Origin of the sequence: Streptomyces sp. SID13031 (assembly GCF_010548305.1) — a bacterium.
Classification (GTDB): domain Bacteria; phylum Actinomycetota; class Actinomycetes; order Propionibacteriales; family Kribbellaceae; genus Kribbella.
Map to the genome: position 1 here is coordinate 1 of NZ_JAAGLV010000002.1, position 21,124 is coordinate 21,124.

The 21,124-nt window shown below is 67.5% G+C and carries 18 protein-coding genes; 5 read left to right on the forward strand and 13 right to left on the reverse strand.

Features of this window, described 5'->3' with window-relative positions; translation table 11 throughout:
• Nucleotides 1-200 precede the first annotated feature (200 nt).
• The 4 genes from G3I17_RS04120 to G3I17_RS04135 all read right to left on the reverse strand — a co-directional run bounded on the left by G3I17_RS04120 (nucleotide 201) and on the right by G3I17_RS04135 (nucleotide 4,857).
• Entirely contained in the window at nucleotides 201-2,153 is a 1,953-nt protein-coding gene (locus G3I17_RS04120; RefSeq protein ID WP_164594243.1) for a glycosyl hydrolase family 8, read from the reverse strand.
• A gap of 178 nt (nucleotides 2,154-2,331) precedes the next feature.
• Entirely contained in the window at nucleotides 2,332-3,042 is a 711-nt protein-coding gene (locus tag G3I17_RS04125) for a tyrosine-protein phosphatase (protein ID WP_164594245.1), read from the reverse strand.
• Nucleotides 3,039-4,115 carry an iron-containing alcohol dehydrogenase family protein gene (locus tag G3I17_RS04130; RefSeq protein ID WP_164594247.1) on the reverse strand — a complete coding sequence of 359 codons (1,077 nt, stop codon included), beginning with the start codon at nucleotides 4,113-4,115 and terminating at the stop codon, nucleotides 3,039-3,041. The genes G3I17_RS04125 and G3I17_RS04130 overlap by 4 nt, the downstream gene beginning before the upstream one ends.
• Before the next feature lie 4 nt (nucleotides 4,116-4,119).
• Entirely contained in the window at nucleotides 4,120-4,857 is a 738-nt protein-coding gene (locus G3I17_RS04135; protein WP_164594249.1) for a phosphocholine cytidylyltransferase family protein, read from the reverse strand.
• A gap of 119 nt (nucleotides 4,858-4,976) precedes the next feature.
• Between G3I17_RS04135 and galE the strand changes: the two genes are divergently transcribed.
• Complete coding sequence (galE, locus tag G3I17_RS04140; RefSeq protein ID WP_164594251.1) at nucleotides 4,977-5,930, forward strand: UDP-glucose 4-epimerase GalE; 954 nt, start codon at nucleotides 4,977-4,979, stop codon at nucleotides 5,928-5,930.
• Between the two features lie 16 nt (nucleotides 5,931-5,946).
• On the opposite strand, the gene G3I17_RS04145 is transcribed toward galE, so the two are convergent.
• The 6 genes from G3I17_RS04145 to G3I17_RS04170 all read right to left on the reverse strand — a co-directional run bounded on the left by G3I17_RS04145 (nucleotide 5,947) and on the right by G3I17_RS04170 (nucleotide 14,975).
• Nucleotides 5,947-9,120, reverse strand: coding sequence for a glycoside hydrolase N-terminal domain-containing protein (locus G3I17_RS04145; protein WP_164594253.1), 3,174 nt, complete (start codon nucleotides 9,118-9,120; stop codon nucleotides 5,947-5,949).
• Nucleotides 9,121-9,264: 144 nt separating this feature from the next.
• Nucleotides 9,265-10,497 (reverse strand): homoserine O-acetyltransferase, encoded by a 1,233-nt coding sequence (locus tag G3I17_RS04150; protein ID WP_164594256.1) that lies wholly within the window; start codon nucleotides 10,495-10,497, stop codon nucleotides 9,265-9,267.
• Between the two features lie 11 nt (nucleotides 10,498-10,508).
• Entirely contained in the window at nucleotides 10,509-11,831 is a 1,323-nt protein-coding gene (locus G3I17_RS04155; RefSeq protein ID WP_164594258.1) for a bifunctional o-acetylhomoserine/o-acetylserine sulfhydrylase, read from the reverse strand.
• Nucleotides 11,832-12,867: 1,036 nt separating this feature from the next.
• Entirely contained in the window at nucleotides 12,868-13,359 is a 492-nt protein-coding gene (locus G3I17_RS04160) for a DUF1016 N-terminal domain-containing protein (RefSeq protein WP_164594260.1), read from the reverse strand.
• Nucleotides 13,360-13,511: 152 nt separating this feature from the next.
• On the reverse strand, nucleotides 13,512-14,297 hold the full coding sequence (locus G3I17_RS04165; RefSeq protein WP_164594262.1) for an SDR family NAD(P)-dependent oxidoreductase: 786 nt from the start codon (nucleotides 14,295-14,297) through the stop codon (nucleotides 13,512-13,514).
• A complete protein-coding gene (locus G3I17_RS04170) occupies nucleotides 14,298-14,975 on the reverse strand; it encodes a TIGR03089 family protein (RefSeq protein ID WP_164594264.1) in 678 nt (225 codons plus the stop codon). It lies immediately after the preceding gene.
• Between the two features lie 61 nt (nucleotides 14,976-15,036).
• Between G3I17_RS04170 and G3I17_RS04175 the strand changes: the two genes are divergently transcribed.
• Nucleotides 15,037-15,306: a twin-arginine translocase TatA/TatE family subunit gene (locus G3I17_RS04175; RefSeq protein WP_164594266.1), complete on the forward strand. Its 270-nt coding sequence runs from the start codon at nucleotides 15,037-15,039 to the stop codon at nucleotides 15,304-15,306.
• A gap of 211 nt (nucleotides 15,307-15,517) precedes the next feature.
• Complete coding sequence (locus G3I17_RS04180) at nucleotides 15,518-15,886, forward strand: M1 family aminopeptidase (protein ID WP_275402374.1); 369 nt, start codon at nucleotides 15,518-15,520, stop codon at nucleotides 15,884-15,886.
• Here the strand turns inward: G3I17_RS04180 and G3I17_RS04185 are convergent.
• The gene (locus G3I17_RS04185) at nucleotides 15,883-16,662 is read right to left on the reverse strand and encodes a siderophore-interacting protein (protein WP_164594270.1); all 780 of its coding nucleotides are present in this window, start codon (nucleotides 16,660-16,662) and stop codon (nucleotides 15,883-15,885) included. The genes G3I17_RS04180 and G3I17_RS04185 overlap by 4 nt on opposite strands.
• 116 nt (nucleotides 16,663-16,778) lie before the next feature.
• Here G3I17_RS04185 and G3I17_RS04190 point away from each other — a divergent pair, with 116 nt between their 5' ends.
• Nucleotides 16,779-18,116 carry a hemolysin family protein gene (locus G3I17_RS04190; protein WP_164594272.1) on the forward strand — a complete coding sequence of 446 codons (1,338 nt, stop codon included), beginning with the start codon at nucleotides 16,779-16,781 and terminating at the stop codon, nucleotides 18,114-18,116.
• Entirely contained in the window at nucleotides 18,113-19,201 is a 1,089-nt protein-coding gene (locus G3I17_RS04195; RefSeq protein ID WP_164594274.1) for a hemolysin family protein, read from the forward strand. The genes G3I17_RS04190 and G3I17_RS04195 overlap by 4 nt, the downstream gene beginning before the upstream one ends.
• Here the strand turns inward: G3I17_RS04195 and G3I17_RS04200 are convergent.
• Entirely contained in the window at nucleotides 19,198-20,076 is an 879-nt protein-coding gene (locus G3I17_RS04200) for a heme ABC transporter ATP-binding protein (protein WP_164594276.1), read from the reverse strand. The two genes, G3I17_RS04195 and G3I17_RS04200, sit on opposite strands and share 4 nt — an antisense overlap.
• Nucleotides 20,073-21,089, reverse strand: a complete 1,017-nt coding sequence (locus tag G3I17_RS04205) for an iron ABC transporter permease (protein ID WP_203589827.1) — start codon at nucleotides 21,087-21,089, stop codon at nucleotides 20,073-20,075. The genes G3I17_RS04200 and G3I17_RS04205 overlap by 4 nt, the downstream gene beginning before the upstream one ends.
• Nucleotides 21,090-21,124: the final 35 nt, after the last annotated feature.

Consider the following 21,124-nt stretch of genomic DNA (forward strand, 5'->3'; position numbering starts at 1 on the left):
ACGTCGCCCAAGAACTCAACGCCCGACCACGCAAAACACTCGACTGGGACACCCCAGCCGAGCGCTTGCGTGATCTACTCACCACCTAGAAACCAAGGCGGTGTTGCAACGACCCCTTGAAACCGCCCAATTCGGCGGGCGCTCGACTCACTGGCCCGCGCGGCCGGGGCGGATGGCTGGCCGCGCGGGGGCTCAATAAATCAGGGGACCCAGTGGTTGTGGGAGGCCGTGATCATGACCTGCAGCTGGATGCTCGCCGCGTAGTAGCTGTCGGTGGCGATCGGAGTGGCCAGCATCTTGTTCCACAGGGCGTCCAGCCAGGCCTGGCTGCCGGAGTCGGTCATCGCCGTTACGGCGAACGGGGCGAAGTACGAGGGGTCGCTGCCGGACGAGATCTGGGTTCCGTTCAGCTTGTAGCCGATGGCGATGTTGCTGGGGTTGCCGCCGGCCTTGGTCTTGATCCAGGTGTTGAGCTTGCGGGCCGCGGCCAGGGACGCGCTGTCCCCGCTGGTGACCGCGTCGGCGCCGATCCGCCACGGGTCGCGGCAGGCGTTCCACCAGTACGCGCCGTCGTTCGGGTCCTCCAGGACCTCACCGGTGGCGGGTTTCGGGGTGGAGTTGGTGTTGATCACGAAGTCGGGCAGCAGGCCCGTGCTCGCGGCGTAGTTCGCCTGCAGGGAGGCCGTCACGCTCTGGTGCTTGGTGCGGATGGTGTCCCAGACCGCGTTGCCGGTGGCCGTCTTGAAGGCGCGGAAGTGGTCGACCATCCAGTCCGACGTACGGGACATGTTGTACGTCGCGTCGCCGGAGGTGCTCCAGTCGCCGAACGTGAGCAGGTTGGTGTTCGGGTTGATCTCGCTCGCCTTGATCGCGTTGATGTGCTTGATCGCGAGCTGCTTGTAGTTGTAGGTACCCGCGCTGCCCCACTGCTTGTCGGCCAGGAGCAGCCCGTAGGCGACGTCCATGTCGCCATCGGTCGCGCTGTCGGAACCGTTCACACTCACGCAGGACGTGTTCTGCTCGGCGGCCAGCAGGTCGGCGTTGTGCACCGAGGGGTGGGCCAGCATGTACTTGGTCAGGCCGTCGAAGATCGTCTTCGCGGCCGGGTCGGCGCCGGCCATGGTCGCGGTGATGACCATGCCGTAGCCCTGGGCCTCGGCGACGTACGGGTGATCGGCGTCGGGCGAGATGATCTGGTACCAGCCGTTGCCGCAGTTCTGCTTGACGAAGGCCGACTTCCACTGCTGGTAGTAGTCGATCACCTTCTGGTCGAGGGTGGCCTGGCTGCCCGTCGGCTTGAGGATCCCGGCCGCATACGGGAACTGGTGGCTGCCGAAGGGAACGGCCGGTCCGCCGCCGCCACCGGCCTGCGTGGTCGCGGTAACCGTGTTGCTCGCCCCGGACGTGTTGCCGTCGGCGTCGCGCGCCTTCACCGTGTACGTGTAGGTGGTCGAAGCCGTACGACCGGTGTCGGTGTACGTCGTACCGGTACCGGTGGTGGCAACCTCCGCGCCATTGCGAGAGATGACGTAGCCGGTGACGCCGACGTTGTCCGTGGACGCGTTCCACGCCAGCGATACGCTGCTCGAGGTGGTCCCCGTCGCCGCGAGGCTGCCCGGCGTACTCGGCGGCGTGGTGTCGCCGGTACCTCCGCCGATCGTGCCGTAGACCTCGAAGCCGAAGAGCGAGTAGCCGTACGCCGTGCCGCGAGCGGTCCCGTAGACGCGAACGAAGCGGCCGCTACCCGACAAGGTCAGGTCGTCGGTCGCGCCGTTGCCGGTCGTGGTCGAGAAGACGTCGGCCCAGCCCGTCGAGCCGTCGGCCGAGGTCTGGATCTTGTACGACTTACCGTAGGCGGCCTCCCAGCTGAGCTTGACCCGCGAGATGGTCGCGGTCGCGCCGAGGTCGACGCTGATCCACTCGGGATCATGGCCTTCGACGCTTGCCCAGCGGCTGGTGGTACTGGCGTCCACCGCCTTCGCGGCCTCGAAGCCGCTGCCCTCGACGGACGACGCGGTGGCGGGCTTCCCCTGGGAGAGCAGGGTGTCGGCGGCCACCGCAGCGGTCGAAGCCGAGGGCGTCAGTGCGGATTGAGCGAACAGAGCGGAGGCGACGACCGCGGCAGCGGTCAGCCCTCGAAGTAGATATTTCATCAGCGGTGTCCTCCGGGCGGTGGGGAAAGGCGCTGCAGCGGCCTTGATCGTTAGGAAACCTTCCTAACGATTAGCTGAAGGTAAATGTCCGCTCGAAGGAGTGCAAGACCTCAACCCGGATAGCAATGGGCGAATCACCTTTTAAGCAAGCGTTTGAAGCCGCCTTGGAGGGTGGGGGTTAGTTCGTGAGGCGGGTTCGGAGCGTTTCGACGTCTGTGGAGGTCAGGCCGGCTTGGGTCAGGTAGGCCAGCGGGCCGCCGTACTCGGTGTCCAGGTGGCGGAGGATTGCGACCAGGGATTCGGGGCGGGTGTCGCGGTATTCGATCAGGTGCGGGTGGCGGGATTCGTCTGGTTCGGCGGCCAGTTGTTCGGCCAGCAGGCCGGCCATACGGGATTGGGTGAGGGCGTAGTCGGCGATGATCTCGGGCTCAGGGACGCCGGCGATGATCAGCGCCAAGGCCGCGACTATGCCGGTCCGGTCCTTGCCGCCGAAGCAGTGGATGACCACCGGGCCGTCGGGGGCATCGGCGATGGCTCGGAGGGCGTCGGCGAAACGGTCCGGGTGGAGGTCGAGCATCAGGTTGCAGGACTCGACGATCGTGGTGTGGTCCTGGGGGTCGGCCGGGTCCTGGACCGGGACGTGCAGGCCGATCGGGTCGTTGGTGAAGGGGGTGGGAAAGGCAGTGACCTCACCAAGGCTGCGCAGGTCGATGATTCGGCTGACGCCGGTAGCTCGTACCGTCTCGATGCCTTCAGGGGTTAGGGATTGAAGGGAGTCCGTGCGGATCAGAGCCGCGGTGCGAATCACGCCGCCATCAGCCGTCGGGAGGCCGCCGAGGTCGCGGGCGTTGTAGCAGTTCGGCCAGTCGAGGTGACGGTCGAGGGTCACTGTGCCTCCAGAGTGGCCGTGATGCGGTCGTTGAACGTGTTCACCTTCGCTGTGATGCGCGCGGGGGTCAACGCCGATTCCTCGAGGACGGTGAAGCGGCCGGGGCGGGTCTGGGGTGCGTAGCCGACGATGGCTTCGAACTCCTCCAGACCGAAGCCGAGCTCCGCGGGGCGTACCGGCAGGCCGTGGCGGTGCAGGCACTTGACGGTTGCGTCGAACATCGCGAGGTCACCGCGCAGGGACCAGGCGAAGGCGGCTCCGACCCCGACCTGTTCGCCGTGGAAAGCCCGGCGCCCGGGATGCAGGAGGTCGATGGCGTGGGAGATCTCGTGGCAGGCGCCCGACGACGGCCGCGAAGTTCCGGCGACCACCATCGAGATCCCCGACAGGACCAGACCCTCTGCCAGAACACAGAGAAAGGCGTCGTCGGCGATCGTGCCCGGGTGGTTCATCACCGCCTGCGCGGCCGTCCGCGCCAGCGATACCGCGAGGCCGTCGATCTCCTCGCCACGCAACGCATGAGCGGTCTGCCAGTCGGCGATGGCGGAGAGGTTGGAGACGATCTCCCCGATCCCTGAGCGGACCGACCGCGGCGGCGCCTGCGCGATCAGGTCCAGGTCGACGAGGACGGCCAGCGGCGCCGGTACGCCGTACGAGCCGCGGCCGGCGTCGTTGTCCAAGGTGCTGATCGGTGAGGCGATGCCGTCGTGCGCGAGGTTGGTGGCGACGGCAACCATCGGCAGGCCGAGTCGCGCGGCGGCGAACTTGGTGACATCCAGGACGGTACCGCCGCCGATGCCGACGATCGCGTCGTAGCGTTCGCGGCGGATCTGTTCGACGAGTTTGATCGCCGTGTTGATGGTGCCGCCGTCCACGGTGAACCAGTCGGCCCCGGCCAGCCCGTCGCGGAAGGTCGCCTGCACGATCGGCCCGTACGTCGAACCGACCGCGATCGCGACCCGCCCCGACGTGGAGATCCGCTGGTCGGCCAGGATCGCACCGAGATCGGCCAGTGCTCCCCGGCGTACGTCGACGACCAGCGGCGCCGGGATCATCCGGGCTAGCAAAGGCATCTGGTTAAGCGAATCCGAGGATCGTCCGGGCCCGGGCGAGGTCATCGTGGTTGTCGATCTCGACCCAGTCGACCTTGCCGATTCCGGCGACATCGATGCGGAAGCCCTGGTCGACGAGGAGTTGGTAGCCGTCCTCGTAGTACAGGTCGGGGTCGCGCTCCCAGGTCGCCTTCAGCGCGTCGGCCAGCACGGCACCCGCCGACGGCTCGAGCAGGGTGACGCCGATGTACTCACCGGTCGCGGACAGTGGATCCATCAGCTTGGTGATCCGCTCGACGCCACCCGAGGCGGAGCAGATCACCTTCATCTCCTCGTCGGCCAACGACTTCTCGGTGTCGAGCGCGAGGATGATGGAGCGGTCCTCGCCGCGAGCATCGAGCAGCGCCCGCTGGACCGAGACGGGATGCACCGTGTCCCCATTGGCCAGCATCGCGCCCTGATCGAGCAGGTCGCGCGCGCACCACAGTGAGTACGCGTTGTTCCACGTCTCCGCCTTGTCGTTGTGCACCAGCGCGATCTGTACGCCGTACCGCTCCTCGAAGCCCGCCACCCGCTGCTCGATCGCGGCAGCGGCGTACCCGACCACGATCGCGACGTTCGTGATGCCCACCGCCGCGTAGTTGGCGAGCGTCAGGTCGAGCACCGTCGTCTCCGGGTCGATCGGGACGAGTGCCTTGGGCAACGTGTCCGTGTACGGGCGCAGGCGGCGGCCGGTACCGGCGGCGAGGACTAGTCCGATCATCCGCGCATCCTACGGGCCGGGCGCCCAATCCTCAGCATGAGTGTTTCTGTGCGAATATGATCGTTTGTGTGGTTAAATAACAATGAGAGTCAGGACGGCATCGATGGGAGCATCTGGATATGACATGGCTGGTGACTGGCGGGGCCGGATACATCGGATCGCACGTGGTGCGTGCCTTCCGGGCGGACGGGATCGACGTCGCGGTGATCGACGACCTGTCCAGCGGCAAGGCTGAGTTCCTGCTCGACGGCGTGCCGTTCACGCACGCGAACCTGCTCGACGGCGACGCCACCCGTCGCGCGCTCGAAGGCGCGACCGGGGTGGTTCACCTGGGCGGCTTCAAGTACGCCGGGGTCTCGGTCGAGCGGCCGATGCACACCTACACCCAGAACGTCACCGCCATGGTCTCCCTGCTCGAGGCGATGGCCGAGCAGGGCGTCGGCAACATCGTCTTCTCCTCCAGCGCGGGCGTTTACGGTACGCCGAAGGACGAGGTGGTGACCGAGCAGACCGTGCCCGACCCGCAGAGCCCGTACGGCGAATCGAAGCTGATCGGCGAGTGGCTGCTGAAGGACCAGGCCAAGGCGGTAAGCCTGAACCACACCGCTCTGCGCTACTTCAACGTGGTCGGCTCCGGCGACCCGTCGGTCTACGACGCGAGCCCGTACAACCTGTTCCCGATCGTCTGCGACCTGTTGAGCCAGGGCAAGATCCCGCAGATCTACGGCACCGACCACCCGACCCCGGACGGCACCTCGGTCAAGGACTATGTGCACGTCGCCGACCTCGCTCGCGCCCATGTCGCCGCCGCGCGGATCCTCGACGAGGGCACGTCGCTGGAGCCGGTCTACAACCTCGGCAGCGGCACCGGTACGTCCGTCCGCGAGATCATGGACGCGGCTCGCCGCGTCACCGGCATCGACTTCACCCCCACTGAAGGCCCTCGCCGCCCGGGCGACCCGTCCCGCGTCGTGGCCTCCGGCGAGCTCGCCGCCCGCGACCTGGAGTGGAAGAACACCTACACCGTCGACCAGATGTTCGCCACCGCCTGGGAAGCCTGGCCGAAGCCCTGAATCGAACAGCCGTGCGTCAACCCCCGGTGGGGTAGAGCTTCACCTCCGCCAGGGAAAGCGGGTTCGACGTGGACTCCAACTGGATCCGGACGTATCTGGCGGTGGTGTTCAGGTCGACCGTCGCCGGACTTCCGGCCGTCGCGGCCTGGCGGATCGCCGTCACCCCGGGCGCGGTGCGTGCCGCTAGCAACGAGTCGGCCGTGATCGGGTTCTCCGAGGTGATGATCCAGTAGTTGCTCAGCCGGTCGGAGCAACAGTCGGTCCGGTTCCACAGCGAGATCTGCGACAACGCTTCGGCCTTGCCGAGATCCACTTGCCACCAGGCCTCGTTGGATGGTTCGGCCGTGTGGGTGAGCGAGTTGTCGCCCCAACTACCGCTGGTGTTCCCGTCCACCGCGCGAGAAGCCTGCGCGCCGTGGGCGGTGGTGCTCTGCGTCGCGGGTTTGCCGCGGGCGAGGTTCACCCGCCACAGGCCGGTACCGGCTCGCGCGGACAACCGCCAGTCCTTCGAGGTCAGCTTCGCCACCAAGGAGAAGTCGCCTTCGCCCGAGCCCAGGGTCGGTGTCACCGTGAAGGTCACCGGGTACGGACGGCCGGGCCGCACGGTCGGCGTCTTCACTGAGGCGGGGCTGACCTTCCAGCCTTCCGGTACGTCGAGGGTCAGCTCGCCGGCCGGCAGGTTGCCAGAGAGCGCGACGACCGAGGCCGTGACCTCCACCGGTGTGAGAGCGACCGCTGCCGGTGCGGTGATGTCGAGCTGGGCCTTCGCGCGGACCACGTAGTCGCGCCCGGCCGACGTGGCGAACGAGACGGTGTCGGTACCGGTGCGGCGTACGTCGACCTTGCGACCGCGCTCGTCCGTCACCGTGTACGGCCCGGCGAAAATCTGATTGCGCAGGGCAACAGGTCCACCCTTGTCGGAGTGCAGCCGGATCTCCGTGGCAGCCGCGTCCTGCCAGGTCGCCCCGACCGTGAATGCTCCACGCGCCCGAAGTCCCTCGTACCTGCCCTGGTCCGCCCAGGCGTCAGGCAGGGCAGGCAGTACGTCGATCGGGCCGGCGTGGCTCTGCAGCAGCATCTCCGCGACGCCGGCGGTGGCTCCGAAGTTGCCGTCGATCTGGAACGGCGGATGCGTGTCCCAGAGGTTCTTCAGCGTGCTCGTCTTGAGGAGCTCCGACAGCATCTTGTGCGAATGGTTGCCGTCCAGCAGTCGCGCCCAGAAGTTGATCTTCCAGGCCTTGCTCCAGCCGGTGCCACCGTCGCCACGACCTTCCAGCGTCTTCACCGCGGCCGCTGCCAGCTCGGGGTTCTCCGCCGGGATGATCTGCCGGCCGGGGTGCAGGCCGAACAGCTGGGACGTGTGCCGGTGCTGGTCTGCCGGGTCGTCCCAATCCTCCTTCCACTCCTGCAGCTGACCCCAGGATCCGACCCTGGTGCCAGGGTCGAGGCGTTGCAGGGTCGACGTGAGCTGGTTGCGGAAGGCCTTCGACTCTCCTACCAGCGGACCTGCCTCGGACAGGTTGGTGAAGAGGTCCCAGACGATCTGCTGCGGCATCGCGGCGCCGGCGGAGTAGTCGCCGTGCTCGGGGGAGAAGCTCGGCGAGACGACCAGTTTGCCGTCGCGCGGGTCGACCTGCAGTTCGTCGAGCCAGAACTCCGCGAGCTCCTTCATCAGCGGATAGGCCCGCTCCTTCAGGAACGTCTTGTCCTTGGTGAACTGGTAGTGCTCCCAGTAGCTCTGGGCGAGCCAGCCGCCCGCGTCCGGCATCCAGAAGGCCCACGGATAGTCGATCACGCCGGTGAATCCGAACGGGTTCGTCTGGCTGTGCACCACCCAGCCGTCGGACCCGAACATCTCCTTCGCCGTCACGCGCCCGGGTGGCACGAGAGCGTCCACGAAGTCGAACAGCGGCGCAGTGGTCTCGGCGAGGTTGGTGGTCTCGGCCAGCCAGTAGTTCATCTGCAGATTGATGTTCACGTGGTAGTCGGCGCCCCACGGTGCCGAGGTCATGTTGTTCCAGACGCCTTGCAGATTGGCCGGTAGCGGCGAGTTGTCTCTGGATGAGGCCACCAGCAGGTAGCGCCCGTACTGGAAGTACAACCGCTCCAGGGCCTTCCTCGCCTCAGGACCAGCCGTTCCTTCCTGGTACTGCGTGAGCAGCTCGTCGGTCGGGATGTTCGGCATCACCTCGCCCAGTCGCAGGTCGACCCGGTCGAAGAGCTTCCGGTAGTCCGCGAGGTGCCGCGCCTTGAGTACGCCGTACGAGAGTCTGCCGGCCGCGTCGACGCGGCTCGTGATGCCTGCGTGCGGATCCGTACCTCGGTAGGTCGGGTAGACATCGGAGTAGTTGGTCCCGGAGCTGACGATCAGCACGACCGAGTCGGCGCCGGACACGGTCACAGTGCCGTCCGGGTTGTCGGTCCGGGTGCCGCCTGTGTTCAGGACCTGGAGCTGCGACTCATACAGCATGCCGTTGTCGAGCAGGGCGCCGCTGACGGTGATCCTGCCGCCGACGGCTTGCACTGTGCGGGTGCGGTTCGCCTCACCGGTGAGGCTGGCAGTGAAGCCGACCTTGCCCGCCTGGCTCGCGCTCAGCCGCGCGACGGTGACGTTGCCGGGCGCGCTGGCGAAGTACTCGCGGGTGTAGCGGATGCCGGCGGCCTCGTACTGGACGCCGGCCAGCGAGTTCTCGATGTCGAGGTGGCGGCGGTAACCGGTGACGTCGGAGGGAGCAGGCGTCATCGCCAGCTTGAGATCGAGCAGCGGCTGGTAGCCGCCGAAGCCGATCGCGTTCTGGGCGAGTGCGGTGGTCGCGGCTTCGGCGGGAACCACCAGGTTCTGGTCGATCTGGCCGCGGATATCCGCCAGAGCCGTCGGCCGGGGCGTACGCCAGTTGCCGAAGTCATAGCCCTGCGTCGAGCCGGGGCCTCCGGTCCACAGCGTCTTCTCATTCAGCTGCAGATGTTCGGTGCCGGGATCGCCGAAGATCATCGCACCAGTCGCACCGTTGCCGATCGGCAGTGCCTCCGACTCCCAGTCGGTGGCCGGCGCGGTGTACCAGAGCGAGAGGTCCCCGGGGCTCGAGGCCCGGACCGGGACGGGAGCCGCGGACGAGCCAGGCGGGGTGGTCAGTCCGGCCGCCACGGTCACGGCGGCGAGCACGGCGAAGCCGGTGGTCACGAGTCGCATCCTAAGTCCCCACGGTCCAGAGATCCGATGATTGCCGAAACTCTAGGTGCGCCACTTGCGGCTGTAAACAGCGAAGAGTCAGCAAACCTCTACTGTCTGCAGGCGGGAACATCCGATGTTTGCGCTGGACTCAGGGCTCAGGGCTCAGCCTAGGGTGCCGGCGATCAGCTGTCCGACCTGCTCGAGCTCGATCAGGAAACCGTCGTGGCCGTAGGGCGACTTGATCAGGTGCAACGGGCCCGCGTCGGGTCTGGCGTCGATGAGCTCGGCCGACAGGCGGGCCGGGTAGAGCCGATCGGAGTCGACGGCGGCGACGACGAGGCGGGATTTCAGGCCCTGCAAGGCTTTTGTGAGTCCGCCACGATCGCGGCCGATGTCGTGGCTGTTCATCGCGCGCGTCAGGACGACGTACGAGCCGGGGTCGAAGCGGGCGGCCAGCTTGCCGGCATGGTGGTCCAGGTAGGACTCCACGGCGAAGCGGCCGTCGCCTTGCGGGTTGCGGCCGAAGCGGGTGGCCAGCTCGTACTCCGAACGGTAGGTCACGTGCGCGATCCGGCGCGCGATCCCGAGACCGGTTGTCGGCGCTGTACCGGTCTCGTAGTAGTCGCCTTGCTGCCAGGCGGGGTCGTGCTCGATCGCGGCGAGCTGTGGCGCGCACCAGGCGATCTGCTCCGCCGACGCGTAACCGGTCGAGGCGAGGACGATCGCAGTACCGACCCTGTCAGGGAAGAGCAACGGCCACTCGAGTGCGCGCATCCCGCCCATCGAGCCGCCGATCACTGCTGCCCATTCGTCGATGCCGAGTTGCGTGGCCAGCGCTGCCTCGGCGGCGACCTGGTCCCTGATGGTGATGGCGGGGAACCTGCTGCCCCACGCTTTGCCGTCCGGTGCTTGGGATGACGGCCCGGTGGTGCCTTGGCAACCACCCAGTACGTTCGCGGCGACGACGTACCAGTCGGCCGGATCGACGTACCGGCCGTCGCCGATCAAGCCGTCCCACCAGCCCGGGGTTGGTTGCCCCGGACTGGCGGGACCGACCACATGTGCGTCCCCGGTCAGGGCATGACAGATGAGGACGGCGTTGTCCCGGGCGGCGTTCAGCCGGCCCCAGGTCTCATACGCGACTTGTACTGCGGGGAGTTGCGCGCCGGACTCCAGTGGCAGGTCGCCGATCGCTTTGAAGCGTCGGTTGGCCACTGGATCTCCGGTGCGCCAGCCACCGAACTCGTGGTCAGGACCGCCCGCTCCCCACGCACCGGCCACCTGACCTGGTGCGTGAGGAGCCCCCGGAGGCGTACTTCCGGGGTTGCCTGCTTCGGCGCCGATGTCCCGCCCCCGGGCATCGACTACTGAAGCAGGCGGGCGATCCTGGGTCATTGGTTTGGTTCTCAGACCGACTTGGCAGCGGCGAAACCGACCTCGAGATCGGCCAGGATGTCGTCGATGTGCTCGAGACCGACCGCGAGCCGGACCAGGCCGGGCGTCACGCCGGACGCGAGCTGGTCCTCGGTGGACAGCTGGCTGTGCGTCGTCGACGCCGGGTGGATGACGAGCGAGCGGACGTCACCGATATTGGCGACATGGCTGTGCAGTTGCAGCGCGTCGACGAATCGCTTGCCCGCGTCGACACCGCCCTTGATCTCGAACGCCACCACGGCACCGGCCCCGCGCGGCGTGTACTTCTGCGCGAGCTCGTAGTACTGGCTGGACGGCAGGCTCGCGTACGCGACGCTGTCGACCTCGTCACGGGCCTCGAGCCACTGGGCCACCTTGAGCGCGTTGTCGAGGTGGCGTTCGATCCGCAGCGACAAGGTTTCCAGGCCCTGGGCGATGAGGAACGCGTTGAACGGCGCCACCGCCGTACCGAGGTCACGCAGCCACTGCACCCGGGCCTTGAGGATGTAGGCCAGGTTGCCGAGGTCGGAGCCGACACCGAGCGCGGTCGCGTAGGTGAGGCCGTGGTAGCTGTTGTCGGGCTGGTTGAAACCGGGGAATCGCTCCGGGTTCTGGGCGTAGTCGAACTTGCCGGAGTCGACGATCACGCCGGCGATCGCGGTCCCGTGACCGCCCAGGTACTTCGTCGCCGAGTGCACGACGACATCGGCGCCGTGCTCGAGCGGGCGCAGGACGTACGGGGTGGCGACGGTGTTGTCGACGATCAGCGGTACGCCGAACTCGTGCGCGACGCCGGCGATCCCCTCGATGTCGAAGATCTCGCTCTTCGGGTTGGCGATCGTCTCGCCGAAGAACGCCTTGGTGTTCGGCTTGATCGCGGCCTTCCACGACTCCAGGTCGCTCGGGTCCTCGACGAAGCTGACCTCGATCCCCAGCTTGGGGAAGGTGTAGTGGAACAGGTTGTACGTGCCGCCGTACAGGCTCGGGCTGCTGACGATGTGGTCGCCGGCCTCGGCGATGTTGAGCAGCGCGAGCGAGGTCGCGGCCTGCCCGGACGACACGAGCAGTGCGGCCGTACCCCCTTCCAGGCTGGCGATTCGCTGCTCGACCGCGTCCTGGGTCGGGTTCTGGATCCGGGTGTAGATGTTGCCGAACTCCTGCAGCCCGAACAGGCTGGCGGCATGATCAGTGCTGTCGAAGGTGTACGAGGTGGTCTGGTAGATCGGCAGCGCCCGCGCGTTGGTGGTCGGGTCGGCGGTCTGCCCGGCGTGGATCTGCCGGGTCTCGAAAGACCAGCTGGGGGTGTTCTCGGTCATACGACGGTCCTGTTCTCGGGTACGACGGCAGCACCGACCGGCCCTGCTTCCGAGCAGGGCTAAGCGACCGGTATGCCAGGTGATTAAGGGTTTTCACTCACAACAGGTGCTAGCGGCAACAACACTCGGTCATAGCAGCTCCTGGAGTCCCCGGGCTGCCGCTGACGGACCGCCCTCGTACCAAAGACGATAACGTTGGTAGACATTCACCCAAGGTAACCGTCCACATTCTGAGCACCCCTCCCACCAACACCCCACACCCACACCCCACACCCACACCGCGCACCCGCACCCGCACCCGCACCCGCACCCGCACCCGCACCCGCACCCGCACCCGCACCCGCACCCCGCACCGCCCGCCTGGCGTCGCCCCCGGACCGCCACCACACACCAACCTCGCCCTCGTCCGCCCCGACAGGCTCACGGCGGCGCCGGAACACGGCATTCGCGGAGGTTGGTGTGTGGTGCAGGTCCGGGGCGCTGGACAACCGGCTCCGCAGTCGCCCGGAACTCGCCAGAGTTAAGCCATACCGGTAGTGATCGAGGTGCTATGGGAGCGAGGCTGGAGTTCGGCCGCCGGCCCGCATCCGGCTCATGAGGCTGGGCGTCACCGTCGCGGATTGGACGCGTCACGGGCGAAAGCCCCCATCGGAGAGGGGCCCCTTGGGCCTCCCGGCCGGCGCGCGACCGGCTCGTGACGCTGGGCGTCACCTCGTGAACGGGACGCGGGACAGGGGAGAAGAAGCCCCGCACCGTGGAGAGGTACGGCTAGGTGTCCGGGCCAACCTAGGTGCGGCTGACGCCGTCAGCCCGTCGTGCTGCTACTGATCGGCAGGTCATGGTGCCGGCCTCGGACCGCCATCACACACTAACCTCGCCGCCGTCTGGTCGGGCAGGCTCACGGTGGCGCGGGAATGCGGCATTCGCGGGCGTTGGTGTGTGGTGGCGGTCCGGAGGTGTGGGCATGTGTGCAACGGGGTGTTGCACGAATGCGGTTTGGGTTGGTTGGGGGTGTGCGCGGGCGGGCGCATGGGGGTTAGGTGGTCTTCTTCTTCTTTGATTTGGGGGGTGTGCGGAGGTGTTGGGTTCGGTAGAAGTTGTTGGCGATGTGGGCTTTCAGGGTGGCGTGGGTCCACTTGTTGTCGATGGATTCTCGGGCGTACCAGAGACGGTGGGTGCGGTTGGTCAGTTTTTGGATGAGGGTCAGGTGGTGGTACCAGGGGAGCCGGGCGAGGGGACCGCGGGCGTAGGCCTCCAGGGGCCAGGATTCGGCGAAGGTGATCATGTATCTGAGGTTGCGGGCCGAGAGTCCTTTGCGGGTGGGGAAGCGGGCGGTCAGGTCGGTGGAGAGGTGGTCGATGGCGCGGCTCGACCAGTCGGAGCTCGGTTGCCAGCGGAGGATTTCCTGACCGATCGACCAGTTGGTCAGGACTGTGTTGTTGTCGGCGGCGACGTGCGTCGCGACAGCTTCGAGGAAGGCCGGGTACCAGTCCGGCATCGACGGCCGGTCGGTGGGAATCACGTTCATGCGAGCCAGGATGGGACCGACGGTGGGTGCGACACGAAGGCCTTCGGAGGGCAGATTGGGGGCAGACCCGCAGGCCTGGTCAGACCGGACGGATCGGAGCACCTGAATCTGTCCAGTTGGCGAGGTGACGGTCAGCATCACCAGGCGGTGGGTCAGGTTGTTGGGTAGTCCTTGCGGAAGGGGCCTGAGGGGGTCAGGTCCAGCAGGCCGGGGCCGGTGAGGACTCCGCCTTCCACGGGGAGGGTGTGGCCGGTGATCCAGGAGGCGTCGGAGGAGGCCAGGAAGGCTACTGCGGCGGCTACGTCTTCGGGTTCGCCGACCCGGCCCAGTGGGTAGAGGGCTTTGAACTTTTCCAGGGTGTCGGGCTGGTCGTCCCAGTTCGGGGTGTTGATGGTGCCGGGGGCGACCACGTTGAAGCGGACGCCCATGCCGCCGTAGCGGGCGGCGAAGTTCTGGGTGATGGCGATCTGGCCGGCCTTCGCGGCGGCGTACTCGATGTTGCCGAAGGCGGCGAGGCCGTTGACCGAACTGATCGTGACGACATTTCCCTTGGTTTTCACCAAGTGGGGCAGGGATGCCTGGATGCACCGGGCGGCGCCGACCAGGGTCAGGTCCAACTGGCGGTGCCAGTCTTCGTCCGTGGTGTCTTCGGGGACCGCCCCGACGATGCAGCCGCCCGCGTTGTTGACCAGCACGTCCAGCCGGCCGAAGTGCTCGACCGTCGCCGCGACCGCGGCGTCGACCTGCGACCGCACTGTCACGTCGAGGCGGACAGCAAGCGCATCGCCGAGCTCGGCGGCGAGGGCGCTGATCTTGTCCTCCTGCAGGTCGGTGATGACCACCGACCCACCCTCAGCCGCGATCCGTCGCGCGACCGCCGCGCCGATTCCCTGCGCACCCGCCGTGACGAGCGCGACCTTCCCCTCGAAACGCTGCATTTAAAGGCCCTCCAGCACGCGATCGACCTTCTCGTCCGAGATCCGCCGATCGAGCTTCGCCGGGTCCAGGTTGCGGCAGAGCACGATTGAACCGCCACCCGAGATCACCCCGACCAACGTGCCGAGACCGGCCGGTACGACGAGCGAGGTGGTGGTGAGTACGCGGTCGGTGATCGGCTCGGCGGCCGCGATCAGGTCGGCGTGCGTCTGCTCGTCGTACGCCGCTGCGGAGGCCGTCGGCGGGTCGAACGGTACGAACAGATCCGGATGGTTGTAGACCTCGGCGCCGTAGTCGTGGATCCCCTCGGGCACCGGCTCGCGGAACCGCCCACCGAGGGGCAGCAACGCGGAAGCGATCGTCTCGCGCGATCCGCGGACGCGGAAGTCCGGACCGGTGATGGCCAGATCCCCCTCACCGGTGGTGACGGTCGCGCCGGCCGACCAGGTCGACAACGCCCAAACGACACCCAGCCAGTGCGGCGGCAGCCCGATGGCGACGGTCTCGCCGGCCTCCAGGTCGTACTCGTCGACGAGCAGGTTGGCCGTCTTCGCCACCCAGTTCGCGGTGGTGACCGCGCTGAGCTCGATTCGCTCGCCGGTGACGTCGTCGTAGTAGGTCAGGAACGGGTTGGCGCCATCCCGCCGGACTGCGGCGCCGAACAGCTCAGGAAGGGTCACGCCGCAACCCTACGTTCGCACCGAAGTACCTTGGACGAGGACACCGGAAAGAAGGATCGTCATGGCTTCACTACTGGCGCTGCCCGAGGGCGGCGAGTGGATCGTGCTGCTCGTCATCGTCGTGTTCCTCTTCGGCGCGAACAAGCTCCCCGACCTGACCCGCAACGCGGCCAAGGCACTGGTCGAGTTCCGCAAGATCAGCGAGAAAGCCCAAACAGCCGACGACCAGCCCACGACGGCCGAGAAACCCAAGCAGGTCGAGAAACCCCAGCAGGTCGAGAAACCCCAGCCGGTCGAGGAGCCCCAGCAGGTCGACAAGCCGCAGGCTTAGCGCGAGCCCGTACGCCGGCTACGACCTGGGGATGAGGTCCGGTCCCGCCCCGGGGGACGATGTCGGCGCGCCCAGGCGTCAATAGGTTCGAGGTAGTCGTTCGACGACTCGGTCCGGTTCATGGAGCAGCGGCTGGGGCGGTTCCCCGGCGTCCGGGCAGGGCGCGTACATCGCGCCGGTCGGCGGTGAGCTGGAGACCCAGGGCCTCACCTTGCTGTCGGCGGATCAGATGACCAAGGAAGGGTTCGAGAACAACGGTATGGACGGCGTCGTCCTGCACGAGGTCTCGCACGAATGGTTCGGCAACTCGGTCTCGCCGAAGACCTGGTCGGACTTGTGGCTCAACGAGGGGCATGCGGTCTTCTACCAAGACGCCTGGATCGCCGCCCGAGGTCTGCAGAGCCAGATCGAGCGCGCGTGGGTCCGCGACCATGCGAACGGCATCGGAAGTACCGAGGACTTCATCGCGACCGCCTCGAAGGTCGCGCGCACCGAACTCGGCCCGTTCCTCCGCTCCTGGCTGTATGGCACCAAGCTCCCCGCGATGCCCGGCCACCCGGATTGGAAGGCCGCCGCCTAAGTAGGAGTCTCCATTCGTCGCCAGTAGCCGCAGAAGTAGACCTGGAGTTTTTCCAGCCCGCGTTCGGCGACCAGGTGGCGGCGTACCGAGGTGACCAGGGAGGACTCACCGGCCACCCAGGCATAGGCCCGGCCGGTGGGGAGTGGGGTTTCGCGCAGGCGACGCAGTACGACGTCGCTGTTGCCGGGGCTCGTATCGCCGCGGTGCAGCCAGTGGAAGCGGACACCCGGGTGGCGGGCGATCGGCAGCTCGTCCTCGCGGTCGCCGACCTCGACGAAGGCCAGCGCGCGAGCGTCCGGCGGGAGTTGCTCGATGATCGAGGCGATTGCGGGCAACGCCGTCTCGTCGCCGATCAGCAGTTGCCAGTCGGTGTCCTCCGGCGGCTGGTAGTCGGCGCCGTCGCTGAGCAGCCCGATCCGGTCGCCACGGATGGCGTTCACCGCCCAGGTCGAACCGGGGCCGGCGTGCTCGCTGTGGATCACGAAGTCGATGTTCATCGTGCGCGCGACCGGGTCGAGGCTGCGCACGGTGTAGTTCCGCAGTACCGGCCGCTGGTTCTCGTCCATCGACTGCAGCTCGGGCCACCAGGCCTCGGTCTTCGGGAGTACCAGCTCCGCCTCCGGATGGGGCGGCAGGAAGACGCGGACCAGCTGATCAGGGCCGCAGTACTCGAACCGGTTGAGCTCCGGCGAGGTCACCGTGACCCGGATCAGCTGCCGGTTGAGGGTCTTGGTCTGGATCACCGTGCCTACGAATGGTCGCCGCAACATGTCCATGCAGCTTAGGTTAGCCTTGGCTAAGCTCGCGGTCTATGTGAGGAGACCCGCAATGTTGTGACCGCCGGATGAACCCCGCGGTCCTCCAGTAGTGGGAGTTCTCGTAAAGTCACTGCATGTTGATCGTGATCGGCTTGGTGCTGATCCTCGCGTTGACCGTTGCCACCGGCTACTTCGTGGCCCAGGAGTTCTCCTACGTCGCCGTCGACCGGAACAGGCTGCAGGCACTGGCCGACCGGGGAAACCCCGCCGCGGCCAGGGCGCTGAAGGTGACGTCCCGGCTTTCCTTCGTGCTGTCCGGCGCCCAGGTGGGCATCACCGTCACCGCGCTGCTGGCCGGGTATGTCGCACAGCCCTACCTGGGCGCCGGTTTGGAGGATCTGCTCGGCACGGCCGGCCTGCCGGCGAGCATCAGCCTGACGATCTCGGTGATCTTGGCGTTGCTGTTGGCAACGATCATCCAGATGGTCTTCGGTGAACTGGCGCCGAAGAACCTCGCGATCGCGCGGGCCGAGGCGATCGCCTTGCGGCTGTCGCGATCGACGCTGATCTACCTGACCGTCGCCGGCCCGCTGATCCACGTCTTCGACGCCACCTCGAACCGGATCCTGCGCCGGGTCGGGATCGAGCCGGTCGAGGAGCTCCCACAGGGCGCCACCGCACAGGACCTGGACCGGATCATCGCCACCTCGTACGAGCAGGGCCGGCTGGATCAGGACACGATGCGGCTGCTCGACCGCGGGCTCGACTTCCGGCACCGCAACGCCGACGAGGTGATGACGCCGCGGGTCGACGTGATCACCGTGCACCGCGACGCGCTGCTGACCCGGGTGGTGGAGCTGCTCGACACCGGGCACAGCCGGTTCCCGGTGATCGGCGAATCGGTCGACGAGGTGGTCGGCGTGATCGCGATCGGCGACGTCGTCGAGGTGGAGCCCGCCGACCGGTTCCACGTCCTGGCCGGCTCGCTGGCGTCAGAGCCCGTCGTCGTACCGTCCACGTTGCCGCTGCCCGCAGTACTGCAGGCCCTTCGTACTGCGCATCGCCAGCTGGCCATCGTGGTCGACGAGTTCGGCGGGTTCGCCGGGGTGGTGTCGCTGGAGGACATCGCCGAGGAGTTGGTCGGTGAGATCCGCGATGAGGACGATCTGCCCGAGGCGGAGCTGATCGAGAACGCCGACGGGTCGTGGACGTTGCCGGCTCGCTGGCGGATCGATCAGGTGGCCGAGGCGATCGGGGTCCAGCTGCCCGAGGACGAGGACTACGACACGGTCTCCGGGCTGATCATGGCCCGGCTCGGACGGGTTCCCGTCGTGCTGGACGAGTTGGTGGTCGAGCTGCCGCGCCGCTTCGACCATGACGGGCGGCCGGTGCCCACCGAACTCGTCCAGCTCCGGGTCCAGACCGTACTGCGGCATGTGCCCGGCATCGTCGTACTGGAGCGCCTCTCATGAGTACTACGGTGGCGTTGCTGATCTCGTTGCTGCTGCTGATCCTCAACGGGTTCTTCGTCTCGGCGGAGTTCGCGCTCGTCGCGTCCAAGCGGCACCGGCTCGAGCAGGCGGCCGCGTCGGGTTCGCGCTCGGCGCGGGCGGCGATCGCGGGAGTCAGCGAGTTGTCGTTGATGCTCGCGGGTGCTCAGCTCGGGATCACCTTGTGCACGCTGGGGCTCGGGTCGTTGTCGGAGCCCGCGGTGGCCGATCTGCTGCATCCGTTGTTCGAGTTGGCCGGACTGCCCGAGGACGTCGGACATGTGATCGCGCTGATCATCGCGGTCGGCGGGATCGGCCTGTTGCATGTGCTGCTGGGGGAGATGGCGCCGAAGTCGTGGGCGATCAGCGATCCCGAGCGCTCGGCGCTGCTGCTGGCGTTACCGTTCCGGGGTTTCACGTATGCCGTCCGGCCCTTGCTGATCGTGCTCAACGCGATGGCCAATCTGTGTCTGCGGCTGGTGAAGGTGTCGCCGCAGAACGAGCTGGCCAACGCCCACGGTCCGGACGAGCTGCGGTTGCTGATCGAGTCGTCGCGCGAGCACGGAACGCTCGAGGCGCCAGAACACGACCTGCTGACCGCGATGCTCGCGTTGCAGAACACGACGGTCGCGCAGGTGATGACGCCGACGGCTCAAGTGTCCACTGTGCCCGCGTCGGCGAGTGCTCGCGAGGTCGAGCTGACCAGCCGCCGCGAGGGACACTCGCGGCTCGCTGTGGTGACGCCTGGGACGTCCGCCGTCTGCGGGATCGTCCATGTGAGCGATGCCGCTCGCGCGACCACTCGTGGTGGGACGACGCTTCGGGCCTCCGAGTTGATGACGGAGCCGTTGCGGTTGCCCGCTGGTACGCCGGTCGCGGCGGCGATCCGGTTGATGCGAGAACGGCGGTCGCAGTTGGCCGTCGTCGAGGAAGGCGAGGTGCCGCTGGGCGTAGTCGCCCTGGAAGACCTCCTCGAAGAGGTCATCGGCGAATTCGACGACGAAACCGACCCCATCATCACCGCCTCCCGCCGCCCTGCCCAGCCGGGTCAGCCCAAAGCCGGTTAGTCAGGACGGGCATCACGGGTGTCAAGCGCATCCCAGCGAAACTGGTCTGGTGTGGCCGGGTGATTGGCGGTCAGCCGGCGCGGAAGGATCACTGGCTCGCCCGTGGTGGGATGCGGCCAGACCTCGACCTCGTGCTGGTAGACCTCAGTCAGCAGTTCGGCTGTCAGCACCTCGGCCGGAGCGCCGCTCGCAGCTAGCTGGCCGTGCGAGAGGACTGCGACTTGGTCGGCGTAGCCGGCGGCGAGGTTGAGGTCGTGGAGGACGATGACTACCGCGTCACCTTCAGTTGCTTGGCGGCGGGCTAGCTGGAGGACGTCCTCTTGGTGGTGTAGGTCGAGGGCTGCTGTCGGCTCGTCTAGCAAGAGGAGTTGGGATTGCTGAGCCAGGGCTCGGGCCAGCGAGACGCGGGCTCGTTCACCGCCGGACAGCGAGCTGAAGACTCGCTCGCCGAAGGGGACTATGTCAGCCAACTCCATCGCGGTGCGGACCACGTCTTCGTCGAGGTCGCAGCGATCAGTGCCGGACCACGGCGCACGCCCCATCTCGACGATCTGCGCCACGCTGAAAGGGAACGAGATCGTTGCCTGTTGCAACATCGCCGCGCGGCGCATCGCCATCTCGACGGCGGACCAGTGCGAGAGGGGCTCGTTGTAGAGAAGGGCTTCGCCGCTCTCGATCGGGAGGTCGCCGCAGAGCGCGCTGAGCAGGGTCGACTTGCCGGCGCCGTTCGGGCCGACCAGTGCGAGCACTTGGCCGGCCGAGACGTCGAGGGTGACGCCGTCGAGGATCTTGGTGCCGCCCAGGCGGACGTGGAGGTCGCGGACGGCGGCGATCGTCGTACCGGGGTCGAGGCGGGCCGGGAGGCGGCGCTTCATCCCCAGCCGCCCTGGCGGCTTCGGGTGCGGCGGAGGAGCCAGAAGAAGAACGGCGCGCCGACGAGTGAGGTGATCATCCCGATCGGGAGGTCGGCGTTGCGGATCAGGGTGCGGGCGATCAGGTCGGCGGTGATCACCAGCACGGCACCGCCCAGAGCGCTTGCCGGAAGCAACAACCGGTGGCCGGGCCCGGCGATCATCCTGATCAGGTGCGGGACGACGAGGCCGACGAACCCGATGATGCCGGAGAAGGCCACCGAAGCGCCGACGAGCAACGCGACCACGACGATCGCGAACAGGCGCAGGCGTTCCACGTCGACACCGAGGTGAGCAGCCGATCGGTCGCCGAGCGAGAGCAGATCGAGTTTGTGGGAGAGCGCGAAGGCGGCCGTCAGCCCGACGATCGTGAACGGCAGGACGGCGCCGACGGCCTGCCAGGTCGCGCCGTTGAGACTCCCGAGCTGCCAGAAGACGAGCTGCTCGCGGGCGCTCGTGTTCGCGATGAAGGTGGCGAACGAGATCAACGTGAAGGTCAACGCGTTGACCGCGATCCCGGTCAGTACCAACGTGACCACCGCGGTCTTCCCGCCGGCTCGCGACAGCACATGAACGAGCAAGGTGGTGATGAGCCCGGTGACGAAGGCGGCCGCGGCGATCGTCCAGTTGCCGAGGAAGGTCACCCCGGTGACGATCACCAGACTCGCGCCGACCGCCGCCCCCGACGAGACACCGACCACGGACGGCTCGGCCAGCGGGTTGCCGAAGATCCCCTGCATCAGCGCGCCCGCCGTCGCCAGCGACGCACCGACCAGCACGGCCAGCGTCACCCGCGGGAACCGCACCTTCCAGAGGGCGTTGTCCCCTTGCGGATGATGCGGCATCGGGCCGACGTCGAAGGGCAGGTCGAGATGCAGCACTTGTTCCAAGCCATGATCTAAGCGATGCATCACCGAGCCGACGATCTCGCTGGCGGGGATCGGCAGCTGCCCGGCCCCCGCGGCGACGACGGCCATGACCAGCAGTACTACAACGAGCCCGGTGACCAAGC